Consider the following 18,761-nt stretch of genomic DNA (forward strand, 5'->3'; position numbering starts at 1 on the left):
TCGGCAATTGTGGATAAGTATTCCTGGGTTATCCAGACTGCGGGTGCGTGTGCGGTGCGGCATACGTGCAGATCGGCCGTATAGACTCGCGTCGTCCCGTTCCCCGTCCCAGAGGATGACCGCATGGCAACGCGCCTTTCCACCCGCGATACCGCGGCCGAAGCAAAGATGTCGAAGACCGAATGGACGTACGCGGCTAAGCGCACTCTCACGGAATTCTCTAGAGCGGGCGGAACGGACCTCGCCGCTCAGCTCACGTACTTCATCGTCCTCGCCATCGCCCCATCCCTCCTGGCCCTCTTCTCGCTCGCTGCACTCGTACTAAGCGGTTTCCAAGACGAAATCGTCGGGCTGATTACCGATGCAGTAGCGAAGTCGAACATTGCGAAGGGCTCGGGCGATCTGAGCGGCCCGATCGAATCCACACTCAAATCTCTCCTCGGGTCGACCTCCTCAGGCACGATCGCTCTCATCATCGGTATCGTGACCGCCCTGTGGTCGGCTTCGGCGTTCGTCAAGGCATTCTCGCGAGCCTCCAACAAAATTTACCGGGTGGAGGAGACCCGCGGCCCCGTCAAGTTCAACCTCTCGATGCTCGCGGTCACTGCCGCACTCATCGTGGGAATCCTCCTGCTCTTCATTTCCATGTTGCTCAACCAAAGCATGGTCGACTCCCTCTTTGGACCCATTTTCTCGGCGATCCAGATGCCGGATCTTCTGTCCTTCCTCACCGACACCTTTATCCCGATTTGGGCGTGGGTGAAGTGGCCGTTCATGCTCGCACTTTTGTTCGCTGTCGTGTCGCTGCTGTACTGGGCGACACCGAACCTTGAGCACAAGTACCGTTTCATCTCGCCGGGTGGAATTTTCGCCATCGTGGGCATTGCCCTCGCGCTCGTTGCCCTCAGCATCTACATGTCGACCGCGGCGAGTTACTCGAGCTACGGCGCCATCGGTGGCGTCATGGCAATCCTGTTCGTCCTGTGGGTCGTGAGCATCGTGCTCATTCTCGGCGCGGCGTTTGACGCCGAGGTTTTGCGCGGCCGCCAGCTCGCCGCTGGTATGCCCGCCGAGGACGGTTTCGAACTTCCAAGTCGAGGCGCCGAACCGCCCACCAAAGCCGACCTCAAATACGCCAAGATCGTTGAGGAAGGTCGCGAAATCCGCGTCGGCAACCTCTACAAAAACCAAGGCAACTACACGGCGACATTCGCGGGTGAGGACGCGCTTCGCAAGGGCGACGAGGATGTCTTCTCCGTTTCCGAAAGCGACGAGTCATCGGGTGAGGAGCCCGCGGCTTCAACCACCGAGGACAGCGCGCGCGACGCGCAGGATTAGGCTGCGGCGTCGCCATGTGCGGGCGTTTCGCGTTTTTCCAGGAGATCGAGCCGCTTCTCGATGACATCGGCGCCCTCGATCGCGCCGATCCGCACCTGGCGGCGCGCTACAACATCCCTCCCACGACACCGATCTATGTCGTGACCGAGGGGGTCGAACGCGATACCGGCACGCTCACGAGAGCTGTGCGTACCGCCCATTGGGGCCTCGTCCCACGGTTCGCAAAAGACCTCTCGTTCTCCGCGAAAACCTTTAACGCGAGGCGAGAAACTCTCAGAGAAAAGCCAAGTTTTCGCGGCTCCCTTAGCCGCTATCGCGCTCTCGTTCCCATGAACGGCTACTACGAATGGCAATCGGGACCGAACGGGAAAAACCCGCACTACCTCCACGATCCGCACGCCCCACTCCTCTATGCAGCCGGCCTCGTGTCATGGTGGAAAGATCCTGCGCGGCCAGAAGCCGAATGGCTGCTCACAGCGACGATCATTACGAAAGCGGCCGAGGGACAACTCGAACGAGTCCATTCCCGCATGCCCGTTTTCCTCAACCCCGAGAGCCGCGAAACTTGGCTCGGTTTCGAGTCTTTCGCAACGGGGAACGACGCCCATACCTGGATCAATGGCTCTGAAGGGCAGCTCCCAGCTCAAGCGCTTGAAGCCTACCAAGTGGGAAACGACGTTGGAAACGTGACGAACGAGGGCGCCCACCTCATTGATCGGCAGAATCCGACGCCTGCCTAGATCCGTCGGCGGCTTAGTCTTCGTCGGCGATAAAGAGCTCGCGATCGGGTCGATTCTCAGGGCGTATGAGAAGAACGAACAGCGCAATCGCGAGGGCGAGCGCAGTAAAGCCAGCCCAAAGGAGACCTCCACGGATGAGGCTTCCCCCAATCAGCGCCTGAAAAAGCTGCCATGTCACTCCAAAGCTCACGCCGTAGCGACCGCGTTTCATGAGCGAACGCGCGGCAAGCGCGACCATCAGGGCGAAGATCCCTAGACATGCGGTGAGTCCCACGGCGAGCGTTGAGAGTTTCGGGGACTGAGCGGGGAGCGTCACGAGGGCATAGAGCGCAGCGGCGAGAAGCAGGAGCGCCTCGACCACGAGAAGCGCAGCGCTCACGCGGCGCAGCGGGTGCGTGGGGCGTTGAGATTGCGCCTTGGAACCGGGGGCACCGCTAACGGAAGTCATGCCCCCACCCTAATGCCCGGTACGCCGTGTGGCCGCCGCTGGCAAGATGCAGGCGGTGTGGAAAAGATAACGAGGGATCTTCTCGCTAGATCCTTGTCCATTAGCGACGTTGCCAGGAACAATGGAGTACTACATCGCTTCGACACCACCGTGTTAGAGGCGATATGCATTGATGTCGAGGCCCACTGGGCCACACGCCATTGTGACCCCACTACGGTCACGATGCACTGGAAAGAGAGAGTGACCCGATGGATTGGCGCCACCGCGCTGCATGCCTCACCGAAGATCCCGAGCTTTTCTTCCCCATCGGGAATACGGGACCGGCGATCACCCAGATCCAGGAAGCCAAGGCCGTGTGCCAACGCTGCGAGGTCATGAACATCTGCTTGAAGTTCGCGCTCGAATCCGGCCAGGATTCCGGCGTGTGGGGCGGCCTTTCCGAAGATGAGCGCCGCTCGCTTAAGCGCCGCACCGCGCGAGCGCGACGCGTCGCCTAACGGCCACTACACACAGGCGTATTTTTCGAACCGTATCCAGCGGCGTTACTGCCGCGAGGTACAGCCGCGTCAACTCTGGACTTGCCCTCCCCACTCCTTAGCGTGAGATCGGGTCGAGATACACATCAATCGTGGCGCGCGTGCCACCGTCGGGCCTATTCTCCCAGGTGAGAACGCCACCAAGCTCCCCCTGCACGAGTGTTTGCGCGATGTTCGTGCCGAGTCCCTCGGGCCTGCTGGGCATCCCTTTGCCGTCGTCGTCGACGTCAATCACGAGATGGGTTCCGCTCCGCTCGCTCGTGATCGTGAGGTTTCCTCCGGTTTCCGAAAGTCCGTGTTCGACGGCATTCGTGGCGAGCTCCGTCAAGACAAGCGCCAGCGGGGTCGCCTCCTCCGCGCGTACGAGCCCTGCCTTGCCAACCTTGTGAGTCGTGACCGTAACCTGCCCGATGCCGCTCGCGTGGTCACCGTCATGCACCGTTGCCGAGGCGGCATCGACCGCGAGGCGCAGGCAGCGATCGATCACGTCGTCAAGCAAAACGGTCTCTTCGCTGCCCTGCAGGAGGGATTCGTGAACCAGTGCGATCGTCGAGACGCGCCTCATCGCCTCAAGTAACGCGTCCTTCGCCTCGTCGGACTTCATGCGCCTCGATTGCAAGCGCAAAAGCGCAGCGACCGTTTGCAAATTGTTCTTGACGCGATGATGAACCTCGCGGATCGTCGCATCCTTAGTCATCAACTCTTTTTCGCGACGGCGCACCTCGGTCACGTCGCGTACGAGAATGATGGCCTCCGTTCGCTGCCCCCGGCGCGTGATCGGGATCGCGCGCAGTGACAGGATCCCGCCTTTTGCCTGCATGTCGACGCGCCACGCAGCGCGCCCCGTCAACACCAGTGGAAGCGACTCATCGACGGGAATTCGAGATTGCAGATCGGCGGTCGCGAGCTCCGCGAGGAGAGACCCCACCATGTCTCCCTGCATCCCGCAGCGGTGGAAGGCGGAAAGTGCGTTCGGAGAGGCGGCCTTTACGACGCCTTCGCTATCGACCGACACCCAACCATCACCCACACGGGGAGCCCCTCGGCGGGGCGGAACGGGCGCCCCTTTAATGGGGAACGCCCCCTCCCCCATCATGAGCAGCAATTCTCGGCCAAGCCGATGCTGCTCCACTTCCGCGGCGGCGAGTCGCGCATCGGCGGGCGATGTAAACGATTCGATCGACACGATCGCGAGGACCACGCCCTTGCGACGAACGGGGGCAAAGCGCACGAATGCGGGGCGAGACTCGCGCTCGACCGTCACGAATGTGTCGACATCGTCGACGCCTGCTCCCGCATTGTCATAGGCCGCGAGTAGCTCGGGCCAATCCTCACGCGTGTAGACACTCGAGATCGGGTCCTCGAAATACACCGTACTGCCATTGGCCGGGCGTGAATGCGCGGTCGCGCACATCCCCTCTTCGCGCGGCACCCACAGCACGAGATCGGAACCCAGCAGGTCCGAGACGACCTGCCAATCACCGAGGAGAAGCTGGAGCCACTCAACCTCGGGCCTCGGCGTTTCATCGTCATAGGTAAGCACGTTGTTCACGGTGGGAGCCATATCTCAAGCCTACTGCCTCACGGCTTGAGTCCGGCACCGCGCACACGCTCGTCTCGCCGCGCGCCGCTAGTCTTAGGTCAACACCAGATGTGAGGAGACGACAGTGAAAACACTCCACGACACCATCGACTACAGCGCGAGCGTCGAGCGCGTCGCACGCTTCTACGCGAGCAGTGAGCACGCAGCTGAGCGTGCGCGAAGGCTCGGCGTGAACGATACGCACGTGGATGTCCAGGGCAATCCCGACGGCGCCTTCACCACGACGATCCAGGCGACTGTGCCACGCGAGCAGATCGGCCACGACAAGTTCAGCCGTTTCCTGCCCGGGCGCCTCGACGTGACCATCGTGCATGACTGGGACGCTCCCGACGGCGGCTCCCGGACGGGGCGCCTACGCGCGACGGTCGCCTCTCTTCCGGTCGACCTTTCGGCGGACTTTACTCTCAGCGGCAGCGGCGACGGCTCGCGCATGAGCATCGAGGCAAACCTCAGCGTAAAAATTCCCCTCGTGGGAGGCGCAATCGAAAAGGCCGCACTCGAAGCAGCGGGCGATGCCTTCGACACCGAGGAAGCATTTGCCAACGACGTCCTCGCAAACGAGCGCTAGGCTTCGAGGAACTCCCTGACGGCGCTGGCTTCGCTCGCGTCGAACCACAACACATCGGGAGCGTAGGGGTCGTCGGCAACCTCAGCGGCCGAATTCTGGGTGATGAGATAGGCCCGTAGCGGCACCGTTATCGCCTCGCTCTTAAGGAGGTGCGACCACTCGCCAACGTCGGCCGAGGCGTCGCTCTCGAGTGCGCGATCGGGAAGGTCAAACGCTGCGATCGCAATCCGGCCCTCGCTTCTGTGCGCGTGGGCGAGGGACAGGATGCATTCACACATCGCCTCGAATTCGCGCTCTTCGGCTTCATCACCAGCGAGCCCCTTAGTCGCCGAGGCCGGCACACCCCACACCCGCGCGCCTGCGGGAAGGTCGAACGTCGGGACCGTCATATCGAGAACGCTCGTATCTCCCGCGAGCGCATCCACAGGGCAGAACACGCGCATGTGCCTCTCCTTGGCTAGTAACAGCTGAGGCCTCAAGACTACCGAAGAAGATTCTGGTCGACGTGAGTGGCGAGCCGCGTGAGCGCCTGCCGAAGTTTCGATTTCGGTGCAGACTCTGACAGGAGGACGCCGTCCCACCTCGCGCGAGAGGCTACCGCGGCATCGAGCGGGAGGGCGAGGCACGTATCAAAATCGAGGCGCGCGCGAAGAGTCCGCTCGATGCTCGCGAGCGTCACGCTTGAGTCGAGTTTGTTGACGACGACGGTCACGGGATTCCGCGCGAGCTCCATGACCTGGGGAGCTTCACGCACAAAGCGCGTCACGCTAATGGGATCAGCGGCCACAACGGCGATCAGGTGTGAAGCCGACGCAAGCGCGGTTCGCGTGGTGCCATTGCGTTGCTGAGCCCCGAAGTCACCCCCGCTGCCCTCGTGGTCCAGTGGCGCGGCGACATCAACGACGACGGTGTTCGTCGCCTCTCGAGCTTTTCCACATACCGCTTCGAGGGCATTGTCGTAGACCTCGATGTAACGCGACGGGACGCCTATTCCGCTGAGGAGGTGGAGGTCTTCGCTTACGAGCGGAGAATACTGGAGGACAAGCTCGGCTGTGAGCGCGCCTTTATCGCTTGCTCGACATGCGGCGACGAGCCCGGGCACTTCATCAAGGACGCCGAAAATCTGTGATTGGCACGGACCGTAGGTGTCGGCATCGATGAGAATGCTCTCGCCTCTGAGAAGCGACAGTTCGTGCGCAAGATGTGCGGCGACGAAGGAGCGCCCGGGGGCGCCTTCGGGGCCCCATACGGTCAGCATTGGAGAGGCCGCCTCGTCGGTGCTTGGCTCTTGGGTCCACGTAGAGTGATCGGGGTCCTGTGTTTCGAGCCCCGCGTGCAAGAGCAAGTCGTAGAGCTCATCGGCATCGATTCCGCCGTGCACTTCGAGGGTGATTCCAAGTGTCGCAGGATCGGTGCGGCTCGACTGAGACGTCACGGCAATGACGCCGGTTCCCCCACGCCTGATCTCGTGGACGATTTCACGCGAAAGCCCCGCAACATCAACATCGAGAAGGAGAACATCGCCGAGTTCGGCTCGTGTGAGAGCAAGAAGCTCCGTAAGGTCAACGCACCGCCTAAGCACACGGCAACGAGTGGAAAGTCGCTGCGCGATGGTCGAAACCAGCTGAACTTCGTCGGCACCCGACGCGCACACGAGGATGTCGATCATTCGGAATCCTCAAAAAGCCCCGGCGCTTCGACAACATAGAGGTTGCGCTTTGTTCCGAGTGCATCGAGCACGCTTGCCACGTGTGCGGAGGGGATGAGGACCTCAACTCGCGAGCCGCGCCCACTGAGCCCGCCGCCCTCATCAACGCCACGGACGACGGCGCCCTCCACGAGGATCGTCGAATTGGCTGCATCCTCACCACCGGAAGCCCACACGTCAACCAGTGCACCCTTTTTGAGCGAAGACGTAACTGGCTGATCGACCTGAATGGTAACGGGACGCATCGATGAATCTGCCGCTTGCCCGACGGCGCTGCGGGGTAGAAGCTCTCCTCGCGCGATGCTTTCACGGGCAACGCTTCCCTCTGCGATCGAGGCGGCTTTGTGCACGTAGTGCTCACGACTCTCCCCCATGCGGACCTCGGCCACCGTAAATTGTTCGGGTGTGAGCACGTCACCCTCGGCGATATCGGTTGTCGCGACAAGAACGTCTTCGCTCGAGGACACCATCGTGAATGCCAGGCCCCCGACGAGAGTGCTACCTAACACGAGTGCAGCGCCCGTAAGCAAGCGGGTATCGCGGTATGGATTCTTTCTGATGCGTCGAAAGCGCGTGCGCTCCCCCATTGACCCCCCAATGTTCGTGAACCACGTAGTTCACGACGAGCATAACGACAGTCGTGGCAGCATGCGAGCGGTTTTTCCAAATGTGGACAACTGCCGGGGCACCAACCCGTCGACACTTATCCACAGGGTCGCTAATCCGGATGACTGTTCATGCAAAAATAGTGGAGAGCCAAGTTGACCGAGGAGCACCATGCCAATGCACTTCTACACGCTCGATGAGGTGTGCGAGATCCTCGCGATCGAAAAACCGCAGGCCTACTCGCTTGTGCGGAGCGGAAGTCTGCGCGCAATCAAACTTGGAGGGCGCGGCCAGTGGCGCGTTGAAGAGGCAGAGTTACGCGCGTTCGTCGATCGCGCCTACGCCGAGACCGAAGCGGAAATTCATGCGCACAACAGCGCCCGCACCGCCGAGCGCACGCGATAGAACTAAACGACCCAGATAGCTTCGAGCGAGGAAAACGGCACGGAAATAACGCTCTGCGTCCGCCTGGAAGCGTCGGCCCCTGCGACCGCCCTGATCTCGCAGTGATCTGCGAAAACTCGCGCCACCACCCCGGTAAGGTCCCCGGCCACCGTCACGATCACTGCACGACGCCCAGTTTCGGCCATTTCTTGCACAGCACTGCGCAGCCCTAGCCGCGGTCGCCGCTCGTCACCGGGTCGCACCCGACCAAGAGCGCCACTCACCCACGCGACTTTCGCCGCGTTCACGATCATTGTGCGCGAGGGGTGGAGAGCATCGAGCTCGATCCAATCGCGGCCGACACGTCGCATGCGCCCCTCGTATGCCCGACCTGAGCAAAGACTTATCGTCACAGCCTGCCCCGCGGTCCCCGCGATTCGGTCGAGGAGTCCCACCTCCGCACGCTCTGCTTCGGCGAGCTCCTGCGCGTCTTGGCGAATGCGTTCAAGGCGCTCTCGCTCGAGCCAGCGATCGAGATCCTCGAGACGGTCATCGGCACTCATGGCGACAAGGTATCGCACTCTCCACAGTGACCTCTTGCACATCCACCAAAAAGCACATAACATCCTTCATGAACATCAAAGTTCATCAAACTGCATCAAATGGTGCGTACGTGCTCAGTACTCCCGAGAGGCTTTCCGCTGCTTCAGCAAAGCTTCGACGTTTCTGCGCGCGAGCAGTCGCACTCACGCATAGGGGGAACACTGTGACCACGACGTTGACCGCACACAGCCATCGCGCAGAGAGCTTCCAGTCCACCGAGCTCTCCACATTGGCACCCGTCGCAATTCGAAAAACTCGCGCCTTCGCCAAGGCGCTCGCGTGGCTCATCGCGAGCGTCGCCGCTGTCGGTGCACTCACCTTCGCGCTGCATAGCGCTCACTCGAGCGAAGGCACCAGAAAATTCGCGCTCTCGGTCTTCGCGTTAGGCGCCGGAGGGCTCGCCGCGCTCACCGCGCACTTAAGCGTGACCTGGATTCTCATCTCGTGCGCGCTCACCGCGCCCAGGCACTCCTCTCGCCGCACATTCGCTCTCAAGGCTCTACGCCTCTGGTCTCCGCGAGCCGCGCGCCTCGCGGTCGTCGCACTTGGGATCTCGGCAACAGCCCTCTCCCTTGGCGACCCCACACGGGCTCTCGCCGATGCCGCACCAACGCCCCCGTCTGCCACAGCCACTCCGCACGCCTCCGATTCGGGGGAAAGAGACAACCCCGTGGAGGCTATCGGCAATAGTGAAGGCATCCCTTTATCCGACGTCACCACCCTCGGTTGGGCTCCACGAGAGGCAGACTCGGGCATCATCCCAAGCCTAGAGACGACCGCGGAGCCCACACCTTCGCAATCGATGGCGTACAGCGGCGCCTCGCAGGCCCTCCCAGCGCCAGCGGCTGCCCCAAACGCTATCGAGCAAGAAAACGCATCTCCGGCTCCTACCGCCGCTCGCACCGCAACGGCGCCACGTTCGAGCGATACCTACACAGTGAAGCAGGGCGACACGCTATGGACGATCGCAAAGCGCCATCTCACCAGCCTCAACGGTGAACGCCCCACCAACGGAGCTATCGTTCGCGAAATCGAGAGAATCGCCGCGCTCAATCCCGAAATCGACGACGTCGATCTAATCTTCCCCGGCCAAAACTTCAACCTTTGATCGCTAGCCGCACCACGCAGAAAGATTCACGCCATGCTCACCAATCCTCATTCCCCGTCACCGCGCATCGAAACCCCATTCGACGACGACATCAAGGCACGCAGGCTCGTCGAGGCAGTCTCGCGTCAAGCACTTGAGGTACTCAACGGCTATCGCCCCATCACGTCGCTAAGCAAAGTTCTCGTTCCGCAAGAACAGGAAAACTTCGCCAAACGCGTCTCCTGCGTCAACGCCTACCGGCACACTGCTGGCATCAAAGTCGCCCCACGCGTGAGTGTCGGCGGTGTGCACATATGTCAAGTCAGCGACAGCGTGATCGAGGCGAACTCGGTCGTGCGAGACTCCCTTCGCCCCAGGTTCGTGTGCATGAGGTGGGAGAAGAAGCGTTCCGGCTGGAAAATCACAACTCTCGAACTCGGCTAACGCACGTCAGCAGGCTTTAACCGACGGCGAAGGTCAGTTGTTCTTCGTGCGTTTACGCTCCTCGCGCTCCTTGCGGCGACGCTCGGCACGCGAGAGCGGCCGCTCGGTGGCTGCTTCGCCCTCAGCGGAGCTGTAGGAGAAGTCCTCAACCTTCGGCCCTTCGCCAAGGCCTTTCGCCGCGATCTCGATGCCCTCGGAGTCGCCGGCTTGGTTCGCGGTCCCAGACCCGGCTTTCGCCCCACCCGGCACAGCCTTTGCCTGAGCGGCAGCTTCGCGCACGAGCTTTGCGACCTTCTCGGGAACCTGCCCTTTGCTGGGTGCTTGCTGCACCTTGACATCAAGATTGAACAGGTACCCCACGACGTCTTCCTTGATGCCAGCGACCATGTCGTTGTACATCAGGAAGCCCTCGCGCGCATACTCAACAACCGGATCTCGCTGGGCCATAGCGCGAAGACCGATTCCCTCCTTGAGGTAGTCCATCTCGTAGAGGTGCTCGCGCCAGCGCCGATCGATCACCGAAAGGAGTACGCGGCGCTCAAGCTGGCGCATCGCTGCTTCTCCAAGCTCGTCTTCACGCTTTTCATAGGCAATCGCGATGTCCGAGCGGATCTCACGCTCAAGACGCTTTGCCGTGAGGTTTTCCTTGCCTCCAACTTCCTCAACGACATCCTCGGCCGTGATGGAGGCGGGGTAGAGCGCTTTGAGCGAGCCCCAAAGCTCCTCGAGTTCGAAGTCCTCGGCGCTCTTGCCGGCGGTCGCGTTACGCACGAGCGCTCCCACGACGTCGTCGATGTAGCCAGTGATGGAGTTTTCGAGATCCTCACCTTCGAGAATGCGGTTGCGGTCCTCGTACACGCGGGCACGCTGCTTCGTCAAAACGTCGTCGTACTTCACGACATTCTTACGAATCTCGAAATTCTGCGCCTCGATACGCTTTTGCGCGCCTTGGATCGACCCTGTCACGATCCTGCCCGTCAACGGCGTGTCCTCGTCAACGCCTCCGCGCTCAAGAATCTGTTCGGCACGCCCCTGCGAGAAGCGACGCACGAGATCGTCCTGAAGTGACAGGTAGAAGCGGGACTCGCCGGGGTCTCCCTGGCGGCCCGAACGGCCGCGCAACTGGTTATCGATACGGCGGGACTCGTGGCGCTCCGTGCCAAGAACGTAGAGACCACCGAGGTCGACAACCTCATCGTGTTCCTTGGCGACCTGTTCGCGGGCTTTCTCGAGCGCGTCGTCCCACGCCGCCTCGTATTCCTCGGGCTGTTCCTCAGCACTGAGACCGCGGTTCTCGAGTTCCTTATGCGCCATGAACTCGACGTTTCCGCCGAGCATGATGTCGGTGCCTCGGCCGGCCATGTTGGTCGCGACTGTGACGGCTCCCTTGCGGCCCGCCATCGCGACAACGGCAGCCTCGCCCTCGTTGTTCTTAGCATTGAGGACGTTGTGAGGGATGCCCTTCTTCTTGAGCAGCGCGGAAAGGTACTCGGACTTTTCCACGCTCACTGTGCCAACGAGAACCGGCTGGCCTTTCTTATGGCGCTCCTCGATATCGGCGACGACCGCGCGGTACTTCGCCTTCTCCGTGCGATAGATCTGGTCCATCTGATCGATGCGCTGAAGAGGAAGGTTCGTGGGAATCGGGACAACACCAAGCTTGTAGGTGCCCATGAACTCGGCAGCCTCAGTTTCGGCGGTACCGGTCATGCCCGCGAGCTTGTCGTAGAGCTTGAAGTAGTTCTGGAGGGTGATCGTCGCGAGCGTCTGGTTCTCGGCTTTGATCGCGACGCCCTCCTTGGCTTCGATCGCCTGGTGGACGCCTTCGTTGTAGCGGCGACCAGAAAGAATGCGGCCCGTGTGCTCATCGACGATCATGACCTCGCCGTCCATGACGACGTAGTCCTTGTCGCGCTTGAAGAGCTCCTTGGCCTTAATGGCGTTGTTGAGGAAGCCAATGAGCGGGGTATTGAGCGACTCGTAGAGATTGTCGATGCCGAGCTGGTCTTCGACGAGGTCGATCCCCGGCTCCAGAATGCCGACGGTGCGCTTCTTTTCGTCGACTTCGTAGTCACGGTCGCGCTTGAGCTTAGTTGCGACGCGCGCGAACTCAGCGAACCACTTGTTCACATCACCCGTGGCCGGGCCGGAAATGATGAGGGGCGTGCGGGCCTCATCGATAAGGATTGAGTCAACCTCGTCGACAATGGCGAAGAAGTGGCCGCGTTGCACTTTGTCGCTGACCGAGTGCGCCATATTGTCGCGCAGATAGTCGAACCCGAATTCGTTGTTCGTGCCGTAGGTGATGTCGGCGGCGTACTGCTTGCGGCGCTCCGCGGGATCCTGGCCGGAGACGATCACGCCGGTTGTGAGGCCGAGCATACGAAATACGCGGCCCATGATGTCACCCTGGTACTTCGCGAGGTAGTCGTTGACCGTCACGATATGGACGCCTTTGCCGGCGAGCGCATTGAGGTATGCGGGCAGGGTCGCGACGAGGGTCTTGCCTTCACCGGTCTTCATTTCGGCGATCTCGCCGCGGTGGAGGGCAGCGCCGCCCATGAGCTGCACGGGGTAGGCGCGCTGGCCGAGTGTGCGGCGTGCGGCTTCGCGAACAGTCGCGAAGGCTTCGATCAGGATGTCGTCGAGCGTTTCGCCGTCGGCGAGGCGCTTCTTGAACTTTTCCGTCTCTTCTCGAAGTTCATCGTCGGTGAGTTCGAGGAAGCCTTCCTCGATATCATCGACACGTTGAGCGATGTCGGCGAGGCGTTTACGCTCGCGGCCTTCACCGGCACGAAGGATGACGTCGAAAAGCTTGGCCACTGGAAAACTCCCTTAGAGGATCTCGTCATGCACGCGCGCGTGCGGAACACTCACGGCGCGGTTTCCTTGCGGATAACAGCGCGAACCGTGCCAGTCTACGTGGCAAAGGGGGTCCGCGCGCTACTTGAGCGCCCGGACCCCCTGGAGTAAGGCATCACACACCGGAAAAACCGCAACTTAGCTGGATTTTTCGCGGCGGGTCACAATTATTCCAATTCGATAACGCCGTAGTTCCATCCTTTGCGGCGGTACACCACTTTCGGGTTGGCGGTTTCCTCATCAATGAAAAGGTAGAAGTCGTGGCCGACGAGCTCCATCTGGTAGAGGGCGTCGTAGATACTCATCGGCGTGGCCTTGTGCTTCTTTTCGCGAATGACGATGGGCGAATCAAGTGCGGGGTCGTCGGGTGCCTCCGCGTCGCTGTCATCATTCTCCTCGCGTGGTCCTGACTCGGCCTTGGCGAAAAGCTCTTCGATCCGGTCCGCGTCAGCCTGCATCTTGCGGAGCGTCTCGGTATCAGCGCCATGTCCCTTGGAGCGGCCACGGTGCCGGTCCTTTCGCCTGTCCGCGAGGCGGCGGAGACGTTCATGAAGCTTGTCAAGAGCGAGGTCGAGTGCAGAGTACAGGTCCCCGGAGCGTGCTTCGGAGCGGATGATCTGACCCTCGTCATGGACCGTGAGCTCAACGCGTTCGCTTTCGTCGGCGCGGCGCGGGTTCTTTTCGGACGAAACTTCAACGTCCACTCGCATTGCGCTTGGCGCTAGTTGGGGGACCTTGCTGAGCTTGTCCTCAAGGTGACGCTGGAAGCGTTCGGAAACGTCCATTTTGCGGCCAACAACATTGATATCCATGGAAATCCTCCAGAGTTGAGAAGTGCGTGGGCGGCCACGATCCGCCCGGTTCTACGGGTGGGTGGTTCACCTCCTCCTCACGAGGTTCGCGGCGTCCCTGCCGCTTTGTGGTCTCTCAATTATGAGGCTTCTGACTGAAAACGTACCGCAGATCACACGAGTAGACTGGGAACGTGTGTGCGCGGAACCCTCGCAGACGCGAGCGTCAGTGCCGCGCAGGTGTGCACCCCAAGTCCTGCGAGAGCATCGCTTGTCTTTTTCAGAGTTGTGCCTGTCGTGACAACGTCATCAAGGATGACCGCCGAAACGCCGCGCAGCCCCTCCCATTCGTCGCTTCTCCTCGGCCCGATCACGCGGCCTCGCCCGCCCGCCCTCTCGCGCTTCGTTTGCGAGTGTTGGCTCGGTCCACTGAGTCGCAACGCCGGGGCTAGGCGCACCCGCGCGTGTGCGCTCACGTGTTCGGCGAGGAGCCGCATGTGATCCTCTCCCCTGCGCCGCACTGCTTCGCTGCGCGAGGGTACCGCGACGAGGATATGCCTGTGGGCGCATCGCTCCGCGAACTCGGCGAGGGCATCTGCAAGGAGAGGACCGAAGTATCGGGCGAGCGCGAAGTGCCCTCCGTTTTTGTAGTCGAGGACAAGGCTCTTCGCGCGCCCCTCATACTCGGCGAGAGTGACCACGGGAAACATCGGCAGCGCTTCGATCTCGCGGCCGTCGGCACTTGGCCGTGCCTCGCAGACCTCTTCGCATACGCTTTCCACGCGGATAGCACCACTCGAGAGGGCACTCGCACATTCATCACACATGTGAAGCCCTGGTTCTCCGCACGCACACGAAAACGGCACGAGAGTGTGACGTGCCCATGCAAGGGTGCGCGCGAGCGCCGAGGTGATGCGTCGTCTCATGGCTCCATTCGACCGTGTTTCTCGGTCAGCTGATGAATCTCCTCGGCATGCTGAGGATGGAACGTCGCTGTGGAGGGCGTTCCGACGGCTACCGGGCAAGCACTGCCGCACTAATAAAGGGCGATATCCCGCCCACGAGCGTCGATGTGCGCCCACGAGTCCACGGTTCTCTCGACGACCTGCCCGTCGTCGTTGCCGACAAACAGCAGCCGTGCTTCGGACGAGCCGGCAACGGACGTCGTGTTCTCACGAAGCTCACTCACCTGCTCGAATCCCGTGCGCAAGCTCCACGCGATGGCAACAGGCATGGCGCTCGCACCCGACGCGCCCCACAGGAGGATCGATTCCTCGGAGTACCACGCGATGCCCTGAACACTGTCGAGGGCAACGCTCACCTGAAGTGGTTCCGCAAGACCCGTCGGGGTACCGTCGGGCTCCCTCACAATTCCCATAATGCTCAAGGTCAGGGCTCCCGGCACCCCATGCGCGATAGCGAAACGCACCCCGTCTGTGGACATCGACGTGAAGGCAACGTCCTCGGTCGACTCCCACACCACAGCAAACTTTCGCACGGCGCGCTCAGGATCGGGGTGGACCGCGAGAAGCTCCGGCCCTCCAGCCTCCGGCATCGTCCAGGCGTATCCAAACTGGTCGATACTTGGGCTGCAGAGGGCTTCACCGAATGTTTCCCGGCGAACTTCGGCCTTGGTTGTCAGCGCTGAAACGAGAAGTTCGCGTCGATCAAGGCTCACGGCACTTGCGTAACGGCCGCGTAAACTCACGCGTCCACAGCGCACGGTCTCGGACGCGAAAGCGGGTACGAGCGATGCCCCTCCCGTGTCACTGGCAAGAGAGATGATGCCGCTGTCGCCCGATCCGTAGAGCCTGTGTCCCACCGATGCCTTCATCGGGTAGGTCTCCGGCGCAACAGAAACCTTTTCGCGACCGTTCATGAAGACGACCGACGACACGCGCTTGACACTCCGAAGCGTCTCGGAAATTTGGGCCAGTGCGAGCGCCCGTTCACTCTCGGGCAGTTCGAGGACCGAGACCGGCGTCTGCACCAAGAGATCCCCCGCCTCATTTCTTGACAGCGCGCTCGAGGCAATCACGATGCCTTCATGAAGTGCGGAACGCACGGCCCCCTTGAGGTAGGGAGCCGGCCCAAGTGCAAGCCGATTGAACGCGGAGGCGAACGTCGTTTGACGCATAAACCATCGAGGATCCGCCACGAGCATGTTTCCTGCATTCGCAACGAAGTACACGTTGACGGGCTCGTACAACCGGGCGAAGTCCTCCGCCCCCAGAACGAGCGCATCGGGAGCCTCCGCGATTCTCCATTCGCCATCGACCTCGGTGAGCCGAAATTGCGCCAGTTCCCGTGTAGCCTCGAGATTCGTGGTGCGTGCGCCCGTAGCCGAAACCTTAGAGACGACCGGCACCGTGACCGCGACCGCGTTCCCCTCTCGCTCCTGAAACACGAGCCCCTCCGACTCGGCGAATTCAATCGCCGTCGAAGGATTCCATGCCTCGCGCGCATTCCCCGCCAGGTATTCGCGAGCAATGCGGTTACCGTCGTCGACGCCAAGATGAGCCGCAAGGAAACCGCGCACGATGTCGATCTTTGTCGCCCCCTGATCCGGGGGCGCCACCGCGGCATTACCCTGCGCGCCGAGACCGATTCCCCTCACCGGCGCCGTGTGGATGTCCGAGGAATTGGGGATGCGGGCGCACCCCGCAAGCACAGCGGCTCCTGCCCCGCCGAGCACGGCACGCCGCGACACATCGCGGGAGAGAGAAAAGTGATTGTTCATTCGGCTTCTCCCTTCTCCGCCGACCGCACGAGCGCGAGCGGCGAGGCGGTTAGCTTCGCCCCGGGACTGCGCGGGAGCAGCAATCGAAACACGGCGGTCTCCCCCTTGACGCCCCATGCCTCAAGAAGCCCCCCGTGAGCCTCGGCGTCCTCGTGTGCAATGGCGAGGCCCAACCCCGTTCCCCCGAGGGTGTGCGTGCGCGACGGCGCCGCACGCCAAAAACGATCGAAGACACGGGTCGCTTCTTCCGGGCTAAGGCCTGCGCCAAAATCCTGCACAGTGAGCGCAAGAGTCGAACCCCGCGAAGCCGTACGCACATCGATCACACCACCTGCACCGTGTTCGATCGCGTTGGTCAGGAGGTTTCGCACGATGCGCTCGATGCGCCTCGAATCCATGTCGCCGACGGTATCCACGCTCAAGTGCTGTACGCGGATATCGGCTGCGTACTCGGTGGCGATCGGCTCGAGTTGCTCAACGACATCGTCGACAAGCCCCTCCAGCGATGTTGGTTTAGCCTCGAGCTCCACGGTTCCGGCCTCGTGCCGAGAAATTTCGAGAAGGTCCGCAATGAGCGACTCGAAACGCGTCACCTGTTCCTCCAACAGTTCGAGGCTGCGCTTACCCGAGGGGCTGAAGGAGTCCTTTTCCATCTCGAGCATTGAGGCGGCCATCTTGATCGTCGTGAATGGTGTGCGAAGTTCGTGAGAGACGTCTGAGACGAAACGCTTTTCAAGCTCCGAAAGCTCGACGAGCTCGGTAATCGTGGATTGGAGCGAAGCCGCCATGTTGTTAAAGCTCGTCCCCATTCGCGCAAGGTCATCGCCGCCTTGAATCGCGAGGCGATAATCCAGGTCATTTTCCGAAATGTGGTCGACGGCCCGCGCGGCGCGTTTGAGTGGTGTCGTCACGATCCGCGAGATCGCGAGGGACACGAGGAAGAAAAGCAGCACGAGAACAGCGCCGCCAATCACAAGAATTGTGTTCACGCGGTCGAGCGTCTCTTGCTCCTGATTGACGGAGTACAGCATGAGAAGCCTGTAGCGGCCCGCTCCGGGAACATCGATCGTCGCTCCCACGAGAATCGCGGGTCCGGAGTCTCCACGTTCGACGTACTCAATGCTGCGGTACACGAATTGGTCACTCGCGGCGTCGAGCTCGCGCTCGAACTTTTCGCTCACAAACGCCGTGAGCGCCCCGTTGTTCGTCACTGCCTCGCCCGCGGTACTCCCCATCGGTATCACCGCAAGTCCTTTAAAGACCTTCGGATCCCCGACGGTCGCCCCCTCCATAAACGAAATGATCACGTCCTGGCGCTCGTTCACCGACGTGCCCACGAGAGGCTCGAGGTCGCTCACGAGCGCGCTACGCAACGCCTCGGACTGTTCAAGCGACCGATCGCGTCTGAGCTCGTAAAGAGCGTCAGAAATCGCCGTGGAGAGGAACGTTTCGACCACGAGGATCGCGAGGACCGACAAGAGCATCGTCGCGAAAACCGCGCGCGCGGCGATCGGCCATGTCGAGAAATCGCGAAAGCGGACACGCCCCGCGCTTCGCGAACTGATCTGTGACTCATCCGCTACAGCCGGGGGGAAGAAGCGCTCGCGAAGACTACTCACCCGCGCGGTAGCCCACGCCGCGAACCGTCACAATCAAGCGCGGATTGTCGGGGTCAATTTCGATCTTCGAACGCAGGCGCTGCACATGAACGTTCACGAGCCGCGTATCCTTCGAATGCTGATAGCCCCACACTTCGCGCAAAAGCTCCTCTCGGCTAAATACCTGCGAGGGATGACGCGTCATTTGCAAGAGCAACCCAAACTCCATCGGGGTGAGTCGAATCGTCTCGCCGTTCCTGATGACCTGATGGCGATCAACGTTGATCTCAAGGTCGCCGAGGGTAAGAACCTCAGCCTCGCCATGAGGCGCGCGGCGCACACGGGCACGGATGCGCGCAACGAGTTCTTCGGGCTCAAAGGGTTTCGTCAGGTAGTCGTCGGCACCTGCCTCAAGCCCCTCGACCACTTTCTCGGTCTCGGTACGTGCCGTGAGCATGATGATCGGAACGTTTGAGCTCTCGCGAATGTGCCGACAGATCTCGATGCCGTCCATCACGGGAAGCATGAGGTCGAGGAGAACGAGATCGATGTTTTCACGCTCGAGAATGGCGAGGCCCTCACGCCCGTTGGGGGCCGTAACAACGCTGTAGCCTCGCCCTTCGAGCAGAATCGAGACCATCTCGGCGATGGCCGCGTCATCGTCAATCGCAAGGATCCTAGGGGGTGTGCTCATGCCGTTATCCT

The 18,761-nt window shown here is 61.5% G+C and carries 19 protein-coding genes; 7 read left to right on the plus strand and 12 right to left on the minus strand.

Annotated features, from left to right (window positions below; all coding sequences use genetic code 11):
* Window positions 1–123: 123 nt before the first annotated feature.
* Together HMPREF1484_RS10225 and HMPREF1484_RS10230 are read left to right on the plus strand one after the other, a co-directional pair.
* Window positions 124–1,338: a YihY/virulence factor BrkB family protein gene (locus HMPREF1484_RS10225; protein WP_016664983.1), complete on the plus strand. Its 1,215-nt coding sequence runs from the start codon at window positions 124–126 to the stop codon at window positions 1,336–1,338.
* 14 nt (window positions 1,339–1,352) lie between these two features.
* Window positions 1,353–2,078: an SOS response-associated peptidase gene (locus tag HMPREF1484_RS10230; RefSeq protein ID WP_016664984.1), complete on the plus strand. Its 726-nt coding sequence runs from the start codon at window positions 1,353–1,355 to the stop codon at window positions 2,076–2,078.
* A gap of 13 nt (window positions 2,079–2,091) precedes the next feature.
* Here the strand turns inward: HMPREF1484_RS10230 and HMPREF1484_RS10235 are convergent, their stop codons facing one another.
* A complete protein-coding gene (locus HMPREF1484_RS10235; protein WP_016664985.1) occupies window positions 2,092–2,526 on the minus strand; it encodes a hypothetical protein in 435 nt (144 codons plus the stop codon).
* Window positions 2,527–2,774: 248 nt separating this feature from the next.
* Between HMPREF1484_RS10235 and HMPREF1484_RS10240 the strand changes: the two genes are divergently transcribed.
* Window positions 2,775–3,023, plus strand: coding sequence for a WhiB family transcriptional regulator (locus tag HMPREF1484_RS10240; RefSeq protein WP_016664986.1), 249 nt, complete (start codon window positions 2,775–2,777; stop codon window positions 3,021–3,023).
* A 97-nt stretch (window positions 3,024–3,120) separates the two neighbouring features.
* Here HMPREF1484_RS10240 and HMPREF1484_RS10245 read toward each other — a convergent pair whose 3' ends face one another.
* Complete coding sequence (locus HMPREF1484_RS10245; RefSeq protein WP_016664987.1) at window positions 3,121–4,626, minus strand: sensor histidine kinase; 1,506 nt, start codon at window positions 4,624–4,626, stop codon at window positions 3,121–3,123.
* Window positions 4,627–4,729: 103 nt separating this feature from the next.
* Here HMPREF1484_RS10245 and HMPREF1484_RS11075 point away from each other — a divergent pair, with 103 nt between their 5' ends.
* Window positions 4,730–5,233, plus strand: coding sequence for a DUF2505 domain-containing protein (locus HMPREF1484_RS11075; protein WP_016664988.1), 504 nt, complete (start codon window positions 4,730–4,732; stop codon window positions 5,231–5,233).
* Here the strand turns inward: HMPREF1484_RS11075 and HMPREF1484_RS10255 are convergent.
* Genes HMPREF1484_RS10255 through HMPREF1484_RS10265 form a run of 3 tightly spaced genes read right to left on the minus strand, consistent with a single transcriptional unit; the run spans window position 5,230 to window position 7,528 of the window.
* Window positions 5,230–5,676: a hypothetical protein gene (locus HMPREF1484_RS10255; RefSeq protein WP_016664989.1), complete on the minus strand. Its 447-nt coding sequence runs from the start codon at window positions 5,674–5,676 to the stop codon at window positions 5,230–5,232. The genes HMPREF1484_RS11075 and HMPREF1484_RS10255 overlap by 4 nt on opposite strands.
* Before the next feature lie 38 nt (window positions 5,677–5,714).
* Window positions 5,715–6,902, minus strand: coding sequence for a hypothetical protein (locus tag HMPREF1484_RS10260; RefSeq protein ID WP_016664990.1), 1,188 nt, complete (start codon window positions 6,900–6,902; stop codon window positions 5,715–5,717).
* Window positions 6,899–7,528 (minus strand): SAF domain-containing protein, encoded by a 630-nt coding sequence (locus HMPREF1484_RS10265; RefSeq protein ID WP_016664991.1) that lies wholly within the window; start codon window positions 7,526–7,528, stop codon window positions 6,899–6,901. Before HMPREF1484_RS10265 ends, HMPREF1484_RS10260 begins: the two co-directional genes overlap by 4 nt.
* 190 nt (window positions 7,529–7,718) lie before the next feature.
* Between HMPREF1484_RS10265 and HMPREF1484_RS10270 the strand changes: the two genes are divergently transcribed.
* Window positions 7,719–7,952, plus strand: coding sequence for a helix-turn-helix domain-containing protein (locus tag HMPREF1484_RS10270; RefSeq protein WP_034373922.1), 234 nt, complete (start codon window positions 7,719–7,721; stop codon window positions 7,950–7,952).
* Window positions 7,953–7,954: 2 nt separating this feature from the next.
* On the opposite strand, the gene HMPREF1484_RS11730 is transcribed toward HMPREF1484_RS10270, so the two are convergent.
* The gene (locus tag HMPREF1484_RS11730) at window positions 7,955–8,494 is read right to left on the minus strand and encodes a hypothetical protein (protein WP_040386597.1); all 540 of its coding nucleotides are present in this window, start codon (window positions 8,492–8,494) and stop codon (window positions 7,955–7,957) included.
* A 203-nt stretch (window positions 8,495–8,697) separates the two neighbouring features.
* Here HMPREF1484_RS11730 and HMPREF1484_RS10280 point away from each other — a divergent pair, with 203 nt between their 5' ends.
* Together HMPREF1484_RS10280 and HMPREF1484_RS10285 are read left to right on the plus strand one after the other, a co-directional pair.
* Window positions 8,698–9,642: a LysM domain-containing protein gene (locus HMPREF1484_RS10280; RefSeq protein WP_016664994.1), complete on the plus strand. Its 945-nt coding sequence runs from the start codon at window positions 8,698–8,700 to the stop codon at window positions 9,640–9,642.
* 33 nt (window positions 9,643–9,675) lie between these two features.
* A complete protein-coding gene (locus tag HMPREF1484_RS10285; protein WP_016664995.1) occupies window positions 9,676–10,065 on the plus strand; it encodes an Rv3235 family protein in 390 nt (129 codons plus the stop codon).
* 33 nt (window positions 10,066–10,098) lie between these two features.
* On the opposite strand, the gene secA is transcribed toward HMPREF1484_RS10285, so the two are convergent.
* From secA to mtrA, 6 genes are all read right to left on the minus strand, one after another.
* Window positions 10,099–12,888: a preprotein translocase subunit SecA gene (gene secA / locus HMPREF1484_RS10290; protein ID WP_016664996.1), complete on the minus strand. Its 2,790-nt coding sequence runs from the start codon at window positions 12,886–12,888 to the stop codon at window positions 10,099–10,101.
* Window positions 12,889–13,094: 206 nt separating this feature from the next.
* Window positions 13,095–13,739 carry a ribosome hibernation-promoting factor, HPF/YfiA family gene (gene hpf, locus HMPREF1484_RS10295; RefSeq protein WP_016664997.1) on the minus strand — a complete coding sequence of 215 codons (645 nt, stop codon included), beginning with the start codon at window positions 13,737–13,739 and terminating at the stop codon, window positions 13,095–13,097.
* Between the two features lie 152 nt (window positions 13,740–13,891).
* Window positions 13,892–14,644: a ComF family protein gene (locus HMPREF1484_RS10300; RefSeq protein ID WP_040386598.1), complete on the minus strand. Its 753-nt coding sequence runs from the start codon at window positions 14,642–14,644 to the stop codon at window positions 13,892–13,894.
* A 110-nt stretch (window positions 14,645–14,754) separates the two neighbouring features.
* Complete coding sequence (locus tag HMPREF1484_RS10305; RefSeq protein WP_016664999.1) at window positions 14,755–16,458, minus strand: LpqB family beta-propeller domain-containing protein; 1,704 nt, start codon at window positions 16,456–16,458, stop codon at window positions 14,755–14,757.
* A complete protein-coding gene (gene mtrB / locus HMPREF1484_RS10310; protein WP_051120667.1) occupies window positions 16,455–18,077 on the minus strand; it encodes an MtrAB system histidine kinase MtrB in 1,623 nt (540 codons plus the stop codon). The genes HMPREF1484_RS10305 and mtrB overlap by 4 nt, the downstream gene beginning before the upstream one ends.
* Window positions 18,070–18,750: an MtrAB system response regulator MtrA gene (gene mtrA, locus HMPREF1484_RS10315; RefSeq protein WP_016665001.1), complete on the minus strand. Its 681-nt coding sequence runs from the start codon at window positions 18,748–18,750 to the stop codon at window positions 18,070–18,072. The genes mtrB and mtrA overlap by 8 nt, the downstream gene beginning before the upstream one ends.
* Window positions 18,751–18,761: the final 11 nt, after the last annotated feature.

It is taken from the genome of Dermabacter sp. HFH0086 (assembly GCF_000413375.1).
GTDB classification, from domain to species: Bacteria; Actinomycetota; Actinomycetes; order Actinomycetales; family Dermabacteraceae; genus Dermabacter; species Dermabacter hominis.